Source organism: Burkholderiaceae bacterium (assembly GCA_024235995.1).
GTDB lineage: Bacteria > Pseudomonadota > Gammaproteobacteria > Burkholderiales > Burkholderiaceae_C > Ottowia.
The window spans coordinates 1,257,553-1,275,947 of record JACKLI010000001.1; the positions used below are offsets into that span (position 1 = coordinate 1,257,553).

Annotated in this window: 14 protein-coding genes; 9 read left to right on the top strand and 5 right to left on the bottom strand. The window is 68.0% G+C overall.

Features of this window, described 5'->3' with window-relative positions:
• Nucleotides 1–50: 50 nt before the first annotated feature.
• A complete protein-coding gene (locus tag H6927_06130; protein MCP5217676.1) occupies nt 51–2,192 on the top strand; it encodes an enoyl-CoA hydratase/isomerase family protein in 2,142 nt (713 codons plus the stop codon).
• A 6-nt stretch (nt 2,193–2,198) separates the two neighbouring features.
• Here H6927_06130 and H6927_06135 read toward each other — a convergent pair whose 3' ends face one another.
• Nucleotides 2,199–3,692 (bottom strand): AMP nucleosidase, encoded by a 1,494-nt coding sequence (locus H6927_06135; protein ID MCP5217677.1) that lies wholly within the window; start codon nt 3,690–3,692, stop codon nt 2,199–2,201.
• A 201-nt stretch (nt 3,693–3,893) separates the two neighbouring features.
• Here H6927_06135 and H6927_06140 point away from each other — a divergent pair, with 201 nt between their 5' ends.
• On the top strand, nt 3,894–4,247 hold the full coding sequence (locus tag H6927_06140) for a YbaN family protein (protein MCP5217678.1): 354 nt from the start codon (nt 3,894–3,896) through the stop codon (nt 4,245–4,247).
• Between the two features lie 223 nt (nt 4,248–4,470).
• Here the strand turns inward: H6927_06140 and H6927_06145 are convergent, their stop codons facing one another.
• The 4 genes from H6927_06145 to H6927_06160 form a co-directional block, all read right to left on the bottom strand.
• Nucleotides 4,471–6,249 (bottom strand): DUF11 domain-containing protein, encoded by a 1,779-nt coding sequence (locus tag H6927_06145; GenBank protein ID MCP5217679.1) that lies wholly within the window; start codon nt 6,247–6,249, stop codon nt 4,471–4,473.
• Nucleotides 6,250–6,457: 208 nt separating this feature from the next.
• The gene (gene ggt / locus H6927_06150) at nt 6,458–8,275 is read right to left on the bottom strand and encodes a gamma-glutamyltransferase (protein ID MCP5217680.1); all 1,818 of its coding nucleotides are present in this window, start codon (nt 8,273–8,275) and stop codon (nt 6,458–6,460) included.
• Nucleotides 8,276–8,397: 122 nt separating this feature from the next.
• Nucleotides 8,398–10,161, bottom strand: a complete 1,764-nt coding sequence (locus H6927_06155; protein ID MCP5217681.1) for an AMP-binding protein — start codon at nt 10,159–10,161, stop codon at nt 8,398–8,400.
• A 70-nt stretch (nt 10,162–10,231) separates the two neighbouring features.
• A complete protein-coding gene (locus H6927_06160; GenBank protein MCP5217682.1) occupies nt 10,232–11,272 on the bottom strand; it encodes an AraC family transcriptional regulator in 1,041 nt (346 codons plus the stop codon).
• 130 nt (nt 11,273–11,402) lie between these two features.
• On the opposite strand from H6927_06160, the gene H6927_06165 reads away from it, so the two are divergent.
• The 7 genes from H6927_06165 (at nt 11,403) to H6927_06195 (ending at nt 18,387) form a co-directional block, all read left to right on the top strand.
• The gene (locus tag H6927_06165) at nt 11,403–12,251 is read left to right on the top strand and encodes a TauD/TfdA family dioxygenase (GenBank protein ID MCP5217683.1); all 849 of its coding nucleotides are present in this window, start codon (nt 11,403–11,405) and stop codon (nt 12,249–12,251) included.
• A 47-nt stretch (nt 12,252–12,298) separates the two neighbouring features.
• Nucleotides 12,299–13,264 carry a porin gene (locus H6927_06170; protein MCP5217684.1) on the top strand — a complete coding sequence of 322 codons (966 nt, stop codon included), beginning with the start codon at nt 12,299–12,301 and terminating at the stop codon, nt 13,262–13,264.
• A 26-nt stretch (nt 13,265–13,290) separates the two neighbouring features.
• Complete coding sequence (locus H6927_06175) at nt 13,291–14,349, top strand: 3-keto-5-aminohexanoate cleavage protein (GenBank protein MCP5217685.1); 1,059 nt, start codon at nt 13,291–13,293, stop codon at nt 14,347–14,349.
• Between the two features lie 26 nt (nt 14,350–14,375).
• Entirely contained in the window at nt 14,376–15,359 is a 984-nt protein-coding gene (locus H6927_06180; protein MCP5217686.1) for a tripartite tricarboxylate transporter substrate binding protein, read from the top strand.
• A gap of 4 nt (nt 15,360–15,363) precedes the next feature.
• The gene (locus H6927_06185) at nt 15,364–15,933 is read left to right on the top strand and encodes a serine hydrolase family protein (protein MCP5217687.1); all 570 of its coding nucleotides are present in this window, start codon (nt 15,364–15,366) and stop codon (nt 15,931–15,933) included.
• A gap of 45 nt (nt 15,934–15,978) precedes the next feature.
• A complete protein-coding gene (locus H6927_06190; GenBank protein ID MCP5217688.1) occupies nt 15,979–17,307 on the top strand; it encodes an MFS transporter in 1,329 nt (442 codons plus the stop codon).
• A gap of 108 nt (nt 17,308–17,415) precedes the next feature.
• Complete coding sequence (locus H6927_06195; protein ID MCP5217689.1) at nt 17,416–18,387, top strand: quinone oxidoreductase; 972 nt, start codon at nt 17,416–17,418, stop codon at nt 18,385–18,387.
• The last annotated feature ends 8 nt before the right edge of the window (nt 18,388–18,395 follow it).

Consider the following 18,395-nt stretch of genomic DNA (forward strand, 5'->3'; position numbering starts at 1 on the left):
CTCTAGCCCGTATCAATCAAGCGCAAGCAGCTATCAATTCAGGATCATCCATGCAAACCCTGCGCATCGAAACCGTGGACGGCATTGCCACCCTCACCTTCGACGAGCCGAATTCGCCCGTCAACACCATGTGCGCCGCCTGGCAGGCCGACATCGTCGCCGCCGTGGAGCAGATCGCGCAGAACAAGGACCAGCTCAAGGGCGTGATCCTGGCGTCAAGCAAGAAGACCTTCTTTGCCGGCGCCGACCTCAAGAGCGTGATGCGCCTGACCGACGCCGATGCGCCCGCGCTGTTTGCCGAGATCGAACGCCTCAAGCGCGCCTTCCGCACGCTGGAGACGCTGGGCATTCCGGTGGTGGCGTGCCTGAACGGCAGCGCCCTGGGCGGCGGTTGGGAGGTGGCGCTCAGCGCGCACCACCGCATCGCCGTCGACGACGCCAAGACCCAGTTCGGCCTGCCCGAGCTGACGCTGGGCCTGATCCCCGGCGCCACCGGCATCACCAAGATGACCCGCCTGCTGGGCCTGATGGGCGCGCAGCCTTTCATCATGGAAAGCAAGCTGTTCAACCCGCGCCAAGGGCACGAGCTGGGCCTGGTGCATGAGTTGGTGGCGGATGCGAGTGAGCTGCGCGCGCGGGCGCTGGCCTGGATCGCCGCCAACCCCAGCGCGCGGCAGCCCTGGGACGACAAGGCCTACAAGATGCCGGGCGGCACGCCGGCCAATCCCAGGATCGCCGGCGGCCTGGTGGTGGCGCCCGCCATGCTCAGCGCCAAGACGCATGGCCGCTACCCCGCGCCCGAGGCGGCGCTGTCCGCCATGGTCGAAGGCGCGCAGGTGGACTACGACACCGCCACGCGCATCGAAAGCCGGTATCTGGCCAGCCTGATGGCCGGCCCGGTGGCGCGCAACATGATCAACACCTTCTTCTTCAACCTCAACGCCATCAAGAGCGGCCAGTCGCGCCCGCAGGGCGTGCCGCGCTTCAAGCCGGGCAAGGTGGGCATCCTGGGCGCCGGCATGATGGGCGCGGGCATTGCGTATGCGCAGGCGAGGAGCGGTATCGCCACGGTGCTCAAGGACGTGTCGGTCGAGAAGGCCGAGCAGGGCAAGGCCTACAGCGCCCGGCTGACGCAAAAGCGCGTGGACCAGGGCCGCATGAGCCCGGTGGACCAGCAGGCGCTGTTGAACCGCATCACGCCCACGGCCGACGCGGCCGATTTGAAGGGTTGCGATCTCATTATCGAAGCGGTGTTCGAGCAGCGCGCGCTGAAGGCCAAGGTCACGCAGGAGGCCGAGCCCATGCTGGCCGCCGGGGGCTTTTTCGCCAGCAACACCAGCACCCTGCCCATCGGCGGCCTGGCGCAGGCCAGCCAGCATCCGGCCCGGTTCGTCGGCATCCACTTCTTCAGTCCGGTGGACAAGATGAAGCTGGTGGAGATCATCCGCGGCCCGCAGACCGACGACGAAACCGTGGCGCGCGCCTTCGACTACGTGCTGGCGCTGGGCAAGCTGCCCATCGTCGTCAACGACGCGCGGGGCTTCTACACCAGCCGCACCTTCGGCACCTACGTGATGGAGGGCGCGGCCATGCTGGGCGAGGGCATCCCCGCCGCCGTGATCGAGAACGCTGCCGTGCAGGCTGGCCTGCCGGTGGGCCCGCTGGCGGTGCTGGACGAGACCGCCCTGTCGCTGTCGGTGCACGTCATCGAGCAGACCCGCGCCGACCATGCGGCCGAGGGCAAGGCCTACGACACCACGCCCGGCGAGCGGCTGGTCGAGCGCATGGTCAAGGAGCTGGGGCGCAGCGGCCGCGCGGCGGGCGGCGGCTTCTACGACTATCCGCAGGGCGCCAAAAAGCACCTGTGGCCCGAGCTGAAGAAGCTGTTTGAAAAGCCCGGCGTGGCCTGGAACGTCAAGGACATCCAGGACCGCCTGCTCTACCGCCAGTCGGTGGAGACCGCGCGCTGCCTGGCCGAGGGCGTGCTGACCCACGTGCACGACGCCAACGTGGGCAGCATCTTCGGCATCGGCTTTCCAGCCTGGACGGGCGGGGCCATGCAGTTCATCTACGGGCAGGGCGTCGAGGCCTTTGAGCAGCGCTGCGCCGAGCTGGCGGCGGCGCATGGCCAGGGCTTTGCGCTGGATGAGGCGGCGAAGGCGGCAATCCGGGCCCACCAGCCGCGGTATTGACTCGCTCTACTGAAACGCCACCTCCGCAAAGCTGCGCAGCTTGCGGCTGTGCAGGCGGTCCAGTCCGTTTTCGCTCAGGCGCTCCAGCGCGCGGATGCCGATCTTCAGGTGCTGGGCTACGCGCTCGCGGTAGAAGTGGTTGGCCATGCCGGGCAGCTTGATCTCGCCGTGCAGCGGCTTGTCGCTCACGCACAGCAGGGTGCCGTAGGGCACCCGAAAGCGAAAACCGTTGGCGGCGATGGTGGCGCTTTCCATGTCCAGCGCCACTGCGCGCGACTGCGAAAAGCGCTGCTGCGGCGCGCCCGCGCCCAGCAGTTCCCAGTTGCGGTTGTCGGTGGTCGCCACGGTGCCGGTGCGCAGCACGCGTTTCAGCTCGGCACCCTGCAGCTGGGTGATCTCGGCCACGGCGTCCTGCAGCGCGATCTGCACCTCGGCCAGCGCCGGCACCGGGATCCACAGCGGCAGCTCCTCGTCCAGCACGTGGTCCTCGCGCACGTAGCCGTGGGCCAGCACGTAGTCGCCCAGCTGCTGGCGGTTGCGCAGGCCGGCGCAGTGGCCCAGCATGATCCAGGCGTGCGGGCGCAGCACGGCCACGTGGTCGGTGATGTTCTTGGCGTTGCTGGGGCCCACGCCGATGTTGACCATGGTGATGCCGCTGCGGTCCTCGCGCATCAGGTGGTAGGCGGGCATCTGCGGCAGGCGGGGCGGCGCGCTGCCGCTGTCGTCGCCCGGCTGCGCGGGGCTGCCCGCGCGCCGGTGCAGCACGTTGCCGGGCTGCACGAAGGCGCTGTAGGGGCTGTCCGCCTTCTTCATTTCGGCCTCGCCCAGGGCAATGAACTCGTCGATGTAGAACTGGTAGTTGGTGAACAGCACGAAGTTCTGGAAGTGCTCGGGCGAGGTGCCGGTGTAGTGGCGCAGGCGCTGCAGCGAATAGTCTACGCGCGGCGCGGTGAACAGCGCCAGCGGCAGCGGCTCGCCCGTGCGCGGCAGGTGGGTGCCGTTGGCGATGCGGTCGTCCATGGCCATCAGGTCGGGCAGGTCGAACACCTCGCCCAGCATGGCGCGCTGCCAGGGCTGCAGGCCGCCGTCGAAGTACTCGCCGTCGGCAAAGCTGAAGGGCAGGGGGATGGGCTGGTTGCTGATGCCGACTTCCAGCGGCGCGTCGTGGCTGGCCAGCAGCAGGCCGAACTGCTCGCGGTAGTAGTCGGCAAACAGGTCGGGCCGCGTCAGCGTGGTTTCGTAATGTCCCGCGTGCGCCACGAAGCCATAGGCCAGCCGCGTGTCGGGGTGCGTGCTGTGCGTGGTGCGCAGGCGCACGAAGGGGTAGCAGGCGCGCACGTGCGGCAGCGCGGCGGCAGGCGGCTCGGCCAGCGCCATGAAGGACTGCAGCTGCGCGCGCAGGTGCGCCAGGCCGGCGTCATAAATTTCTTGCACACGTGCCAGCGCGGTGGCGGCGTTGTGAAAGGCCGTGGGGGCGATGAAGGGTGGGCTCGATTCCATGCCCCATTGTCCACGGGGATGGCGGCATTTTCATGACACGGGTCAAGGCGCGGGCGGCCCGGCTGGCTATGATGGCGGTACACCCGATCCATCCTGATTTGATAGCTTCTTGCGCTTGATTGATGCGGGCAAACCAACGATTCGATGCCTGAAACCGCTACCCCCGCTTCGCCACGCCCACGCCACCGCCAGCGCGTGGTGATGGCGCTGTGGCGGCTGCTGGCCGTGGCGGCCTTTGCCCTGGGTGTCGTCGGCGCGTTTTTGCCGGTGCTGCCCACGGTGCCGTTCCTGCTGCTGTCGGCCTGGGCGGCGGGCAAGGGCTGGCCGGCGTTCGAGGCCTGGCTGCTGCGCCACCCGCGCTTCGGCCCGCCGGTGGCCCGCTGGCGCGAGCACGGCGCCGTCGGCCGCGGCGCCAAGTGGCTGGCCACCGCGACCATGGCGGCCAGCGCCGGGGTGCTGCAGCTGTTCGACTCGGTGGCCCTGGGGGTGCGCATCTTCGTGCCTTTGTTCCTGCTGGGCATGGGCATCTGGCTGTGGCTGCGGCCGGAGGAGTAGGGGGCTTACTCAGGCGGCGCGCGGCGCCCTTGTTGTCAAACACGGTTTCGGTGCGCTCCACGATGCGAGCCAGGCGACGAGCTTGGCCGATTTCCCGGGCGACAGAACCCCTTTGCGCTTGCAGCAGGCCCCTACTCTCCAGCAGATGCACAAACAAAACCCCCAGCAGCCGCAGCCACTGGGGGTTTTGTTCTTGGGGTTGGCCAGGTTTCAGCCAGCCACATCAATGGCGGCGGCGTGTCCCTGTGTGGCGTTGTCCCCAGGCCAGCCAAGCCATCAGCAGGGCCAACGTGGCCAGCGCCAGTTCCGACAGCGTAGGCACGGGCACGGGAGCGTTCACCGGGTTGGACGACGATTGCGCGCAAGCATGGCTGGGCGCGCAGGCTGGGCCAGCCGTTGGTGGGGTGTTGCCGCCCAGCGGATCGACCGAGGCGTAGTTGACCAGCACCTGGTTGAGCGCGCCTGGCTGGGTAAGCACTTTCACCAGCAGCGGGGCGGCCGAGGCGCCCGGTTCCAGGACTGCGCTGTAGCTGCACACCACTGGCGCTGTGCCGCTGCACGACCAGTTGCTGCCCGTGGCCGATGCCAGTGTCAGGCCCGGTGGCAAGGCCTCCTGTACCGTGGCGCCCGGTGCTGCCGCAGCGCCTTGGTTGCTGACCGTGATGGTGTAGGTGGAAATCTGCCCCACCGTCAACCCCGGGCTGGGAGCCGATTTGCCAATGTGCAGCTCTGGTGCGCCCAGGCAGCTGAGCGTGGCCGTGGCCGGGGTGTTGACCTGGCCCTGGCCGGTGGTGAAGTCACTGCCCGGGGTGATGGTGTTGGTGACCGTGGTGCCCGCGTCCGTGCACAGGGCAGCGCTGGCTGCGGGCCATTGCACCGGCACCGTGATGGTGCAGCCGCCCACGGGCAGGGTGGCGCCGGTAAGCGACACGGTGCTGCTGCCCACCGCAGCCATGAGCGTGCCGCCGGTGCAGGTGGTGCTGGCAGCGGCGCCCACCACCACGGGGGTGGGCAGGTTGTCCGTCACGTTCAGGCCAGTCACGGGGAGGAGGCTGATGTTGTCGACGGTGATGGTCAGTGTCGACGCGCCGCCAGCGTCAACCGTGGCGGGCGCAAAGGTCTTGCTGATGGCCGCGGGCAGGCCGCAGGCGCCGCCGGCTTTGACGGCGTTCAGGAACGCGGGGCCAATTTTGTGTTGGTTGCGGGCATAGGCCGACGGGTCATAGGGGCTCGGAGCGGGACTTGAAACAAATGGTGACAGGTCGACAGTGGCAAACAGGCAGGCCCCTTGGCCGTTGTAAGACTGGGCGGTGGGAATAAACAAGCCGTACACGTTGTTGACCGGTGTGGTGCCCGCTGCAGGAGGGACAGAGCCGGGGCTGAGATAGAGCGCATTGTTTGCCGGCACATTGTTGAAGTACTGAATGTACCCCCCGATGAACGGGTTGAGGCCGGTGAAGCTGCTGCTGTAGGGCGAATTGCTGTTGAGCACCGCTGCTACCATACCGTTGTACACGCTGCCTGCCGTTGGCGTGAATGCGCCGGTTGCTGCCACCGATGCCACCATGTTCGAGATGTTGGCTGGCACGCAGCAGCCATCGTTGAACATGATGAAGGCGTTGGCGCTGCGGTTGGAGATGGCGGTGTTGATGGGCCCCCAATTGCTCGCATCCACTTGCACATAGGCGCTGGCCATGATGACCAGGTCGTATGCGCCACCGCTGGGTGCCGTGAACGTTGCCGCGCTGATGCTGCCGGCGGTCTGCAAACCGCCCACGTCCGTGATGGTTGCGCCCGCTGCCGTAAATTCGTTCTTCAGATTCGTATATGCGTCGAGGTCTGCGTCGGGATGTGTCGGCTCATTGGTATGCAGGAAGAGCACGTTTTGCGCCGCTGCCGGGTTGCACGCCAGCGCCAAGGCCAGCAAGGTGGCGCAGGCCGCCGCGCGGCGCGCCAGGCGCTGCAGGGCGCGCGGCAGGATGGATGAAAGGTGAGCCTTCACGGCGCGATCTCCTCGGTACGATAGATGAAAATTTTGTTGCTTTTTGATTCTAGGGGCGGCTACCCGCATGACAGGTCCTATTTCTGTCCAGCGGGGGTTATGGATGTCACGGATTTGCCCGATCTTTGATCGACGGCAGGCGGCGGCCTGCAGGCAGCGCATGAAAAAGCCCGCCGGGCGGCGGGCTTGGAAGGGCTTGGCGCGGGGCTCAGTACCCCAGCGTCTTGCCGTCCGGGTTGCGCGGGTCGGAGTAGCCCCACAGCTCGCTGCCCTGCACCTGGATGGTCTGGGTGCGGCCCATGCTGGGCTTGATGACGACGTTCTGGCCCTTGTCCTTCAGCAGCTTGATCGTGTCGGGCGAGAAGCCTTTTTCGACGCGCAGCTCGTCGGGCGTCCACTGGTGGTGAAAGCGCAGCTGCGACGCCGCCTCGGCCGGGTTCATGCCGAAGTCGATGCCGTTCACGATCTGCTCCAGCACGGTGGTGATGATGCGCGGCCCGCCGGGGCTGCCGGTGACCAGCCAGGGCTTGCCGTCCTTCAGCACGAAGGTGGGCGTCATGGACGACAGCGGGCGCTTGCCGGCCTGCACCGCGTTGGCGTCGCCGCCGATCACGCCGTAGGCGTTGGGCACGCCGGGCTTGGCCGAGAAGTCGTCCATCTCGTTGTTGAGCGTGATGCCGGTGCCGGCGGCGACGATGCCGCTGCCGAAGTTGGTGTTGAGCGTGTAGGTGACGGCCACCATGTTGCCGGCCTTGTCCACCACGGAGTAGTGCGTGGTCTGGTCGCTTTCATACGGCTGCGGCTTGCCGGCGCGGATGTCCTTGGCACTGCGGGCCTTGTCGGGGTCGATCCTGGCGGCCAGCTCGGCGGCGTATTTCTTGCTGGTCAGGCCCTTGAGCGGGATCTTGACGAAGTCCGGGTCGCCCAGGTATTCGGCGCGGTCGGCGTAGGCCAGCTTCATGGCCTCGGCCATGTGGTGCACGGTGGCGGCGCTGTTCAGGCCCCAGTCCTTGATGGGCCAGCGCTCCATGATGTTGAGGATCTGCACCAGGTGGGCGCCGCCGGACGAGGGCGGCGGCATGGTGACGATTTCGTAGCCGCGGTAGGTGCCGCGCACCGGCTCGCGCTCGATGACCTTGTAGTTCTTCAGGTCGGCCAGCGTCATAGCGTTGCCGTTCTTGGCCATGTCGGCGGCGATCTTGTGGGCGATCTCGCCTTCATAGAAGGCCTTGGCGCCCTGCCGGGCAATCAGGCGCAGCGAGTGGCCCAGGTCTTTCTGCACCAGCGTGTCGCCGGCCTTCAGCGGCGCGCCGTTCTTCCAGAAGATGGCCTTGGTGGCGGGCCACCGGCCCATGTTCTTGGCTTCCTGCTTCAGCACCTTGGCCAGGGTTTCGCTCACGGGGTAGCCTTTTTCGGCCAGGGCGATGCTGGGCGCCAGCAGCTTGGCCAGCGGCTGGGTGCCCCAGTGCTGCAGCGCGTGCGTCATGCCGGCCACGGTGCCGGGCACGCCCACGGCGTAGTGGGTGTAGAGCGACTTGCCGTCGATGACCTTGCCGTCGGGGCCGACGTACATGTCACGGCTGGCGGCCGCCGGGGCGATCTCGCGAAAGTCGACCGCCACGCTCTTGTGGGTCTTGGCGTCATACACCATCATGAAGCCGCCACCGCCCACGTTGCCGGCGTTGGGCAGGGCCACGGCCAGCGCAAAGCCGATGGCCACCGCCGCATCCACCGCGTTGCCACCCGACTTGAGCACGTCCAGGCCGATCTTGGAGGCCAGCTCCTGCTCGGTGGCGACCATGCCCTTGTGCCCCACCACCGGGTGGAACACGTCCATGTCGAAGTCGTAGGCGGCCGCCGCGGCCTGGGCCGCGGGGGTGGGCGCCGCAGCGGCTGCCGGAGCAGCTGCGGCGGGCGTTGGCGCCGGTGCCGATGCTTGTGGTGCCGTGGCCGTGGGGGTGCTGCAGGCGGCCAGCACGGCCAGCGCCAGGCCGGCCAGCAGCAGCTTGGGGGTGGGCTTTGCCATCGCTCTCTCCTCGTTGAAAAGTGCGATGCTAGCCGCGAGCGTCCCCTGGCGAGCGGAGATTTGTCACGGAATGTGGCGCCTGGTGCCTGGATCGCCAGCGATGGCGCCAGACCCGACGGGGTTCAGCCCTTGAGGTCCGGAAAGTCTTCTTCAAAGTACTCGCCCGCGTCCCGGACGCCGCGCTCGCGCCGGCCGGCCTCGGTCTGGCGCAGCTCGACGCGGCGGATCTTGCCCGAGATGGTCTTGGGCAGCTCGGTGACGAACTCGATGCGGCGCACGCGCTTGTAGGGCGCCAGCGCCTGGCGCGCAAAGGCCAGGATGTCGCGCGCAGTTTTTTCGTCGGCGCTGCTGCCCTGCGTGAGGATGATGAAGGCCTTGGGCACCGCCAGGCGCACCGGGTCGGGGCTGGGCACCACGGCCACCTCGACCACCGCCGCGTGCTCGATCAGCGCGCTTTCCAGCTCGAAGGGGCTGATGCGGTAGTCGCTGGCCTTGAACACGTCGTCGGCGCGGCCCACGAAGGTGTAGTAGCCTTCGGCATCGCGCTGGGCCACGTCGCCGGTGCGGTAGTAGCCGCCGTGCATCACCTCGGCGGTGCGCTCGGGGCTGTCCTCGTAGCCGGCCATCAGGCCCAGCGGGCGGCCGGTGCCGGGGTGGCCGCCGGGGGCGTTGCCGGGCTCGTCGTCCAGCTTGAGGCAGACCTCGCCCTCATCGGCCTCGCGGCCCTCGGCGTCGAGCAGCGCGATGCGGTAGCCAGGCATGGGCAGGCCCATCGAACCCGGCTTGACCGGCAGGCCGGGCGCGTTGCCGACGATGGCGGTGGTTTCGGTCTGGCCGTAGCCGTCGCGCAGGCTCAATCCCCAGCTGGCCTTGATCTGCTCGATGATCTCGGGGTTGAGCGGCTCGCCGGCGCCGATCACCTCGCGCAGGGCCAGCTTGCCGCGCCAGGCGCCCAGGTCTTCCTGGATCAGCATGCGCCACACGGTGGGCGGGGCGCACAGCGTGTCGACCCGGCAGCGCGCCAGGGTCTCCAGCAGGGCCGGCGCGGCAAAGCGCGCCACGTTGTGCATGAAGATGCAGGCGCCCGCGTTCCAGGGCGCGAAGAAGCAGCTCCAGGCGTGCTTGGCCCAGCCCGGCGAGGAGATGTTCATGTGGATGTCGCCCGGCTTCAGGCCGATCCAGAACATGGTGGACAGGTGCCCCACCGGGTAGCTCTGGTGCGTGTGCAGCACCAGCTTGGGCTTGGACGTGGTGCCCGAGGTGAAGTACAGCAGCAGCGGGTCGGTGGCCTGCGTGGGGCCGTCGGGCGTGAAGGCGTCGCTGGCGGCGCGGCTGTCGTCGAACGCCGTCCAGCCCGGCTGCGCGGCGCCGACGACGATGCGGGTGTAGTCGCCCGCCACCGACTCGAACTTGGGCACGTGGGCCTCGCCGGCCACCACATGGCGCACGTGGCCGCGCTCGATGCGGTCGCGCAGGTCGGCCGGGGTCAGCAGCGCCGAGGCCGGGATGACCACCGCCCCGAGCTTGAAGGCGGCCAGCATGGTCTCCCACAGCGCCACCTCGTTGCCCAGCATCAGCAGCATGCGCTCGCCGCGCCGCACGCCCAGCCCGCGCAGCCAGTTGGCCACCTGGCTGGAGCGCGCCGCCATCTGCGCGTAGCTGATCTTCTGCTCGCCCGCGCCCTCGTTGACGATCCACAGCGCCGGCGCGTCGGGTTGCTCGCGCGCCAGGCGCTCGAAGTGGTCGAGCGCCCAGTTGAACTGGGTCAAGCGGGGCCAGCGAAAGTGGGCGCCCAGCGCCGCCTGTCCGGTGCGGTGCGTCAGCAGATGATCGCGTGCGGCGCGAAAAGCCTGGGCCGACGGGTTGGGGGGGGTGTCGTTGTTCATGCTCATGTCTCCTGTCGCCGCGACCCATGCGGCATGGCCAGTGCGGGCTCATTCAGCATCGCCCTGGATGCTACGCCGGTACGGCCGCTCCGGTGCGGGCATCCTGGCTGGGCTCCAGCGCCATCGCCCGCCGGCGCCATTCGGTCGGCGGCAGGCCGAACTGCAGCGCGAACCAGCGCGTGAACGCCCCGTGCGTGCTGTAGCCCAGCAGGGCGGCCACCTGGCCCACCTCGTACTTCGGGCTTTCCATGTAGCGGCGCGCCAGGTTGGTGCGCACCTCGGCCAGCAGCTCGCTGAAGCTGACGCCCTCCTGGTCCAGCTCGCGCTGAAACGTGCGCAGGCTGCGCCCCAGGCTTTGCGCCACCCAGGCGCAGGTGGCGCCGCCCGAGGGCAGGCTCAGGTAGATGGTGCGGCGCACGTCGTGGCTGAGGGTGTGCGGGCTGGACTGCGGCAGGCTCTCCAGCAGGGCGCGGGCATAGCGCGCCAGGTTCGGGTCGGCCGCCGGGTTGGGCACGTCCAGGTCGGCCGCGTGGCACACCAGGCCGTTGAACTCGGCGTCGAAGATCACCGGGCATTGAAAGACCTGGCGGTGCAGGGCGCCACTGGCCGGCGCGCCGTGGCTGAAGTTGACGCTGCGCGGATGCCAGCCCTTGCCCATCAGGGTGGCGCACAGACGATAGATCACGCCGATGGCCAGCTCCACCGACTGCCGCGCCAGGCTGGCCGACATCACCTCCTCGCGCACGATCACCAGCGGGCCGTTTTCCTCCACCTGCAGGGCCAGCGCGCTGTTGAGCAGGTGCAGGTGCTCGATGGTGGTGGTCAGCACGTCGCGCAGGGTGCCCAGGTGCGTCAGCAGCAGGCTGATGGCGCCGAAGTTGGACACCTGCCGCGACTGCGCCATGCGCAGGCCGAAGGTGTCGCAGTTCGTCGCCCGTGCGGCGGTTTCCAGCAGTTGCATCACCACGCCGGCCGGCAGGCGCATCTCCGGCTCATCGAGCACGCGCGGTGACAGGCCGGCACGGCGCAGCGCGGCAGCCGCGTCATAGCCCAGCGAGCGGGACACCTCGGCGAAATCGGTCAGCGCCGCCGCACGCACCAAGCCTTCCATGGGAGATCTCCACGATGTGCACGAAATTCATTTTGGCACGAAGTGGAAAGTGCATGGCGTGCATTGCAAAGCGCCGGTGCATACCCCTCCCTAGAATTTTGACTAGCACAAAACAAAAGGAGACAAATCAATGCAGATCAAGGAATTAACTTGCGCAATTGGCGCTGAGCTGATAGGCGTCAAACTGGCCGATGCGGCCCGCGACAATGGGCTGTTTGCCGACATCAAGGCGGCCCTGCTCAAGTACAAGGTGGTGTTTCTGCGCGGGCAGGATTTTGACCGATCCGAGCACGTGGCCTTCGCTCGCCGCTTCGGCGAGCTGGAGGATCACCCGGTGGCCGGCAGCGACCCCGACAACCCCGGCCTGGTGCGCATCTACAAGTCGCCCGATTCGCCCAACGACCGCTACGAGAACAGCTGGCACGCCGACGCCACCTGGCGCGAAATCCCGCAGATGGGCGCCGTGCTGCGCTGCGTCGAGTGCCCGCCCGTGGGCGGCGACACCATGTGGGCCAACATGGCGTTGGCCTACGAGAAGCTGCCGGAGCATATCAAGACGCTGATCGCCCCGCTGCGTGCGCGCCATGGCATCGAGTGCACCTTCGGCGCCGCCATGCCGATCGAAAAGCGCCTGGCGCTGAAGGCGCAGTTTCCGGACGCCGAGCACCCGGTGGTGCGCACGCACCCGGAGACGGGCGAGAAGGTGCTGTTCGTCAACGCCTTCACCACGCACTTCACCAACTTCCACAACGCGGCCAACGTGCGGGTGGGGCAGGACTACACGCGCGGCGGCTCGGACCTGCTGCAGTACCTCATCAGCCAGGCCGCCATCCCCGAGTACCAGGTGCGCTGGCGCTGGGAGCCCAACAGCGTGGCGATCTGGGACAACCGCTCCACGCAGCACTACGCCGTCATGGACTACCCGCCCTGCCATCGCAAGATGGAGCGCGCCGGGATCATCGGCACCAAGCCCGTCTGACGCGAGCCGCCGCGCTCGAACAAAACATCGATCCAGGAGACAAGCCCTTGAACCCCAGCAAGATGATCGCGGCCGCCATGGCCCTGTCCGGGACGGCCGCGTTTGCCCAGTCGTCCGTCACCCTGTACGGCACGGCCGATGCCGGCATCGGCAAAGTCCAGTCGATGTCCATCGGACCCAACGACGTCATCAACAAGACCAAGATGATTTCGGGCAGCCTGATGAACAACTCCACCAGCAACATCGGCGTGGCGGGCCGGGAGGACCTGGGCGGCGGCATGAAGGCCGGCTTCAACCTCGAATCCAACCTGGACCTCAACGACGGCGCCAACCTGGGCGCCGGGGGCGGCTTCTGGGGGCGCCAGGCCAAGGTGTGGCTGCAGGGCGCGTCGTGGGGTACGTTCCAGATGGGGCGTCTGTACAACCCCTCGTTCCTGGCCCTGGCGGGCTGGCAGCTCACGGGCGTGGCCAATTACTCGGTGGTGGGCAACACCTACAACTGGGGCGGCAACAGCGTGCGCCAAAGCAGCATGTTCGGCTACCGCACGCCGAACATGGGCGGCTTCACGGTCGAGATGGGCTACGTCATGAAAGCCGACAACGTGATCGCCGGCGTGGAAAGCAGCAAATGGGACGTGGCCGCCACCTACGCCAGCGGGCCGCTGGTGGCGTCGCTCTCGGCCAACAAGGTGGCTGGCGCCAAGACCAGTGCCGCGCTGGGTGGCCGCTACAAGATCGGTCAGCAGTTTGCCGTGGCCACCTCCTACAGCCACGCCGCCAATGGACAGAACATCCGCAACGGGTTTTCGCTGGGTGGGCAGGGCACGTTCGACCTGCTCATCGTCACGCTCGATCTGACCCGCGACACCAAGAACGAGTGGGGCGCCAAGAAGTACACCAATTCGCTGCTGGAAGGCCGCTACGCCTTGTCCAAGCGCACCTTCATCTACGCCGCCTACCTGAACCTGGACAGCACCCACAACTATGGGCTGGGCGTGCGCCACAACTTTTGATTTTTGCCTGCAACTGGAGAACCACCATGAACTTCCTCGACGGACACCTGTTTCCTGAAAACCAGGACAAACTCGTCATCACCGCCGCGCCCTACGGGCCTGAGTGGATTCCCTCGGACTTCCCCGAGGACATCGCGGTCTCCATGCCGGCGCAGATCCAGAAGGCGGTCGACTGCTACAACGCCGGCGCCACCGTGCTGCACCTGCACGTGCGCGAGGACGACGGCAAGGGCAGCAAGCGCCTGTCCAAGTTCAACGAGCTGATCGCCGGCGTGCGCAAGGCCGTGCCCGACATGATCATCCAGGTCGGCGGCTCGATCAGCTTCGCGCCCGAGACCGACGGCCAGGTGGCCAAGTGGCTGTCCGACGACACGCGCCACATGCTGGCCGAGCTGGAGCCCACGCCCGACCAGGTGACGGTGACCGTGAACACCACGCAGATGAACGTGACCGAGCACATGGAGGAGGCCGACATCGCCGGCACCTCCATGGCCACGCCGGATGGCCGCCGCGCCTACAGCGAGATGATCGTGCCCTCCACGCCCAGCTTCGTCGAGGAGCACGTGCGCCGCCTGAGCGCCCGGGGCATCCAGAGCGCGTTCCAGTTCTACAACCTCAACAGCTACGAGACGGTCGAACGCCTGATCCGCCGCGGCGTCTACAAGGGCCCGCTGGTGATGAACTGGGTCGCCATCAGCGGCGGCATGGACGCACCCAACGTCTACAACCTGAGCAACTTCCTGCGCGCCATCCCTGACAACTCGGTGCTGACCGTGGAAAGCAGCATGCGCAACGTGCTGCCGATCAACATGATGGGCATGGCCATGGGCCTGCACGTGCGCTGCGGCATCGAGGACAACATCTGGAACCAGGCACGCACCCAGAAGATGAGCACCGTCCAGCAGATCGAGCAGCTGGTGCGCATCTCGCGCGAGTTCGGCCGCGAGGTGGCCACGGGCAAGGAAGCACGCAAGATCTGCAAGATCGGCGTGTTCTACGACACGGTGGAAGAAACGCTGGCGGCCAACGGCTTTTCGCCCAACCGCAACGGCGGCAACCAGGGCTTTTTGCGCAAGGCGGCGTGAGCATGCCCGGAACCAAGGACAACTTGATGATCGATTTTCTTGCCGGCGTCTCCCGCAGAAGCCTGTTGATCGCCGCGCTGGCCGCCGCCCCCCTGGCGGCCCAGGCCTGGACCACCAAGCCGGTCCACCTCGTGGTGCCCGCTCCTGCGGGCGGCACCCAGGACGTGGTCGCGCGCATCCTGTCGGAGGCCATCGCGGCCGAGATCGGCCAGCCCGTCATCGTCGACAACAAGCCGGGCGCGGGCGGCACGATCGGCCTGCAGGCGCTGAACAGCGCCGCGCCCGATGGGCAGACCCTCATGTTCACGGCCAGCAACGTGCTGACCGAGGTGCCGCTGGTGCTCAAGACCCGGTTCGACCCGGCCAAGGACGTCAAGCCGATCACCATGGCGGCGCGCGCTTCCATGGTGCTGGTGGCCGCCCCGGGGGTGCCGGCCGCCAACGTGAAGGAGCTGGTCGCCTACCTGAAGACGGCCACCGGCCAGGCCAAGAGCTGCGCCTCGTACTCGCCCGGCACCAGCTCCCATTACGCCTGCATGATCTTCGCCAAGCAGGCCGGGCTGGACCTGCAGCACATCCCGTTCGCGGGTTCCCCGCCGGCGCTGCAGAACCTGATGGGCAACCAAGTCTCCATCATGTTCGACGGCCTGGCGACGTCGCTGCCGCAGATCAAGGCCGGCAAGATCAAGGTGCTGGGGGTGGCGGCCAAGACCCGCCTGGCCCAGCTGCCGGATGTGCCCACCCTGGCCGAGCAGGGCTACCCCGACATCGACTTTTCCAACTGGGTCGGCGTCATCGCGTCGTCCAAGGTGCCGGACGCGCTGATCCAGAAGATCAACGCGGTGGTGACCAAGGCAGCGTCGACACCGGCGGTGCGCGAAAAACTGCTGGCGCACGACTTCATCCCGGCGGTGAGCGCCAGCCCCGCGGCGCTGGCCAAGGACACGCGGCTCGAGTACGAGCGCAACGCGCAGATCGTCAAGAGCTACGACATCAAGCTCAACCCGTGACCTCATGACCACCGCCGTCACCGTCCTGATCGTCCCCGGGCTGCGCGACGACGTGCCGCAGCACTGGCAGACCCTGCTGGCTGCCCGCCTGCCGCGCGTTCGCGTGGTGGCGCCGGCGGGGCGCGAAAACCTGGACTGCGCCGAGCGCGTGGCGGCCGTGGAGCAGCAGGCGCGCGCGGCCGACGGCCCGCTGGTGGTGGTGGCGCACAGCGCCGGCGTCGTCACCACGGTGCACTGGGCGCAGCGCACGCGCTGCCCGGTGCGCGGCGCGCTGCTGGCCGCGCCGCCCGACTTCGAGCGGCCCATGCCCGAGGGCTACCCCACCATCGACGCCCTGCGCGCCGGTGGCTGGCTGCCGGTGCCGCGCGCGCCGCTGCCGTTTGCCAGCATCGTCGCCGCCAGCCGCAACGACCCGCTGGCCACGTTCGATCGGGTCGAGTCCATGGCGCAGGCCTGGGGCAGCCGGTTGATCGACCTGGGCAGCGTGGGACACCTCAACCCGGCATCCGGGTTCGGCCCTTGGCCGCGGGCCGAGCAGTTCATTGCCCAGTTGGCACAAGCCCAAACCGTTTGAGCGCGCGCCGCGCGCCCATCGATCGCAAAAAAACAGGAGACATCCATGCAAGCATTGGATTGCGGCCGCGCCGTGGCCGGCGCCCCCGACGACTACCTCTACGGCCCGAGGGCTGCCTGGTTCGCCTTCGCCATGACGGCGGCCCTGATGCTGTTCGACTACGTCGACCGGCAGGTCATCGTCTCGCTGTTTCCGCACATCAAGGACGAATGGGGCCTGTCGGACAAGCAGCTGGGCGCGCTGGTCTCCATCGTGTCGGTCACCGTCGCGCTCGGGGCCCTGCCGGTGGCGCTGATCGCCGACCGCATGAGCCGCGTCAAGAGCATCTTCTGGATGGCGCTGGTGTGGAGCGCGGCCTGCGTCTCGTGCATGTTCACGCGCAACTACGGGCAGCTGCTGACGGCGCGCGCCATCGTGGGCTCCGGCGAGGCCGGCTACGGTTCGGTGGGCGCGGCCCTGATCGCCAGCCACTTTCCGTCGCGCATGCGCGGCGCGCTGCTGGCCGGGTTCTTCGCCACGGCCTCGGTGGGCTCGGTGCTGGGGGTCATCCTGGGCGGCGTGATCGCGACCCACTGGGGCTGGAAGACCGCCTTCGGCGTGGTCGGCTTTCCGGGCCTGCTGCTGGCCTTGCTGTACTTGAAGGTCAGGGACTACCGCACGGTCGAGCTCACGCCCCGGCATGGCGCGGCCATGCAGTCGGCCGGCGGGGTGCTGCGCTTCATCGTCCAGGCCCTGGCGCGCTCGCGCACCATGCTGTGGACCTGCGTGGGCGGCGCGATGCAGCTGATCGTGGTGTCCTCGCTGTGGTCCTGGCTGCCCAGCTACCTCAACCGGTTCCACGAGCTGCCCGTCGACCAGGCCGCGATCAAGGCCGCGCTGATCGTCCTGTTCGGGGCTGCCGGCTCGGTGGTCTGGGGGGCCGTGGTGGATCGCTCGGGCAAGCGCAACCCGCGCAACAAGCTTTTCACCATGGCTGTGCTGTGCCTGCTGGCCATGCTCGTCCTGGGCTTCGGCTTCGGCGCCGGCGTGTGGTTCGGCGCCCCCTCGACCATGGCGGGCCAGATGGGCGTTCTGATGCTGGGCGGGTTCATCGTCACCTGCACGGTCGGGCCGGTGTCGGCCATCGTGATCGACGTGGTCCATCCGGGCGTGCGCTCCACCGGCTCGTCGGTCCTCTCGCTGTTCCAGAATCTCTTCGGCCTGGCGGCGGGGCCGTTCATTTCCGGCGTCCTGTCCGATGCCCTGGGCCTGCAGATGGCCATGGCCATCATGCCGGCGTTCGGGCTGCTGGCGGCGCTGGCCTTCATCCGGGCTTCGACCAGCTACGAAACCGACATGCGCCAGGTGAACCATCAAGCCCTGGCCGCGGCCTGATCCCGGAGGCGGCCGGGCCGAACGATTTTCGAGCGGGCCTTGCCACGCTCATTCCTGACCGGACGGCCGCAGGGCCGTCCGCACCACGACAACCGAGAAGGAAAACCCATGACCAAGGCGATTCGCTTTTATGAAACCGGCGGCCCCGAAGTGCTGAAGTTCGAGGACGTCGAGGTGGGCGAGCCCAGCCCCGGGCAGGCTCGCGTGCGCCACACCTACATCGCGCTCAACTTCATCGACGTGTACTTCCGCACCGGGCGCTACCCCCTGGCTCTGCCCAACGGCCTGGGCTCCGACGCGGTGGGCGTGGTCGAGGCCGTGGGGCCGGGTGTGGACTATGTGAAGCCGGGCGACCGCGTGGGTTACCTGATCGGCCCGCAGGGTGCGTATTCGCAGGCCCGCGTGATGCCGGCTGAGGTGCTGATCCCGCTGCCCGACGGCATTGCCGACCGCACCGCCGCCACGCTGATGATGAAGGGCATGACGGCGCAGTACCTGCTGCGCCAGGTCTATCCGCTCAAGGGCGGCGAAACCATCCTCTACCACGCGGCCGCGGGTGGCGTGGGCCTGATCGTCTGCCAGTGGGCGCGCGCGCTGGGCGTGAACATGATCGGCGTCGTCAGCACCGACGAGAAGGCCGCCATCGCCAAGGCCAACGGCTGCGCGCACACCATCGTTACCGCGCGCGAGAACATCGTCGAGCGCGTCAAGGAAATCACCAATGGCAAGGGCGTGCCGGTGGTGTACGACTCGGTCGGCAAGGACACGCTGATGGCCTCGCTGGACTGCCTGCAGCCGCGCGGCGCGCTGGTGAGCAACGGCACGTCCTCGGGCCCGGTGGTGGTCGACTCGCAGCTGCTGGCCGTCAAGGGCTCGATCTGGATGACGCGCCCGGCCATGATGCACTACATCCAGCCGCGTGCGCACATGCTGGACATGGCACGCGAGCTGTTCGACCACGTGCTGGCCGGCCGCATCACCAGCGAGCCGCAGCAGACCTTCGCGCTGGCCGATGCGGCCCAGGCACACCGCGCGCTGGAGTCGCGCAAGACGGTGGGCGCGACCGTCCTCATGCCCTGAAGTATTGG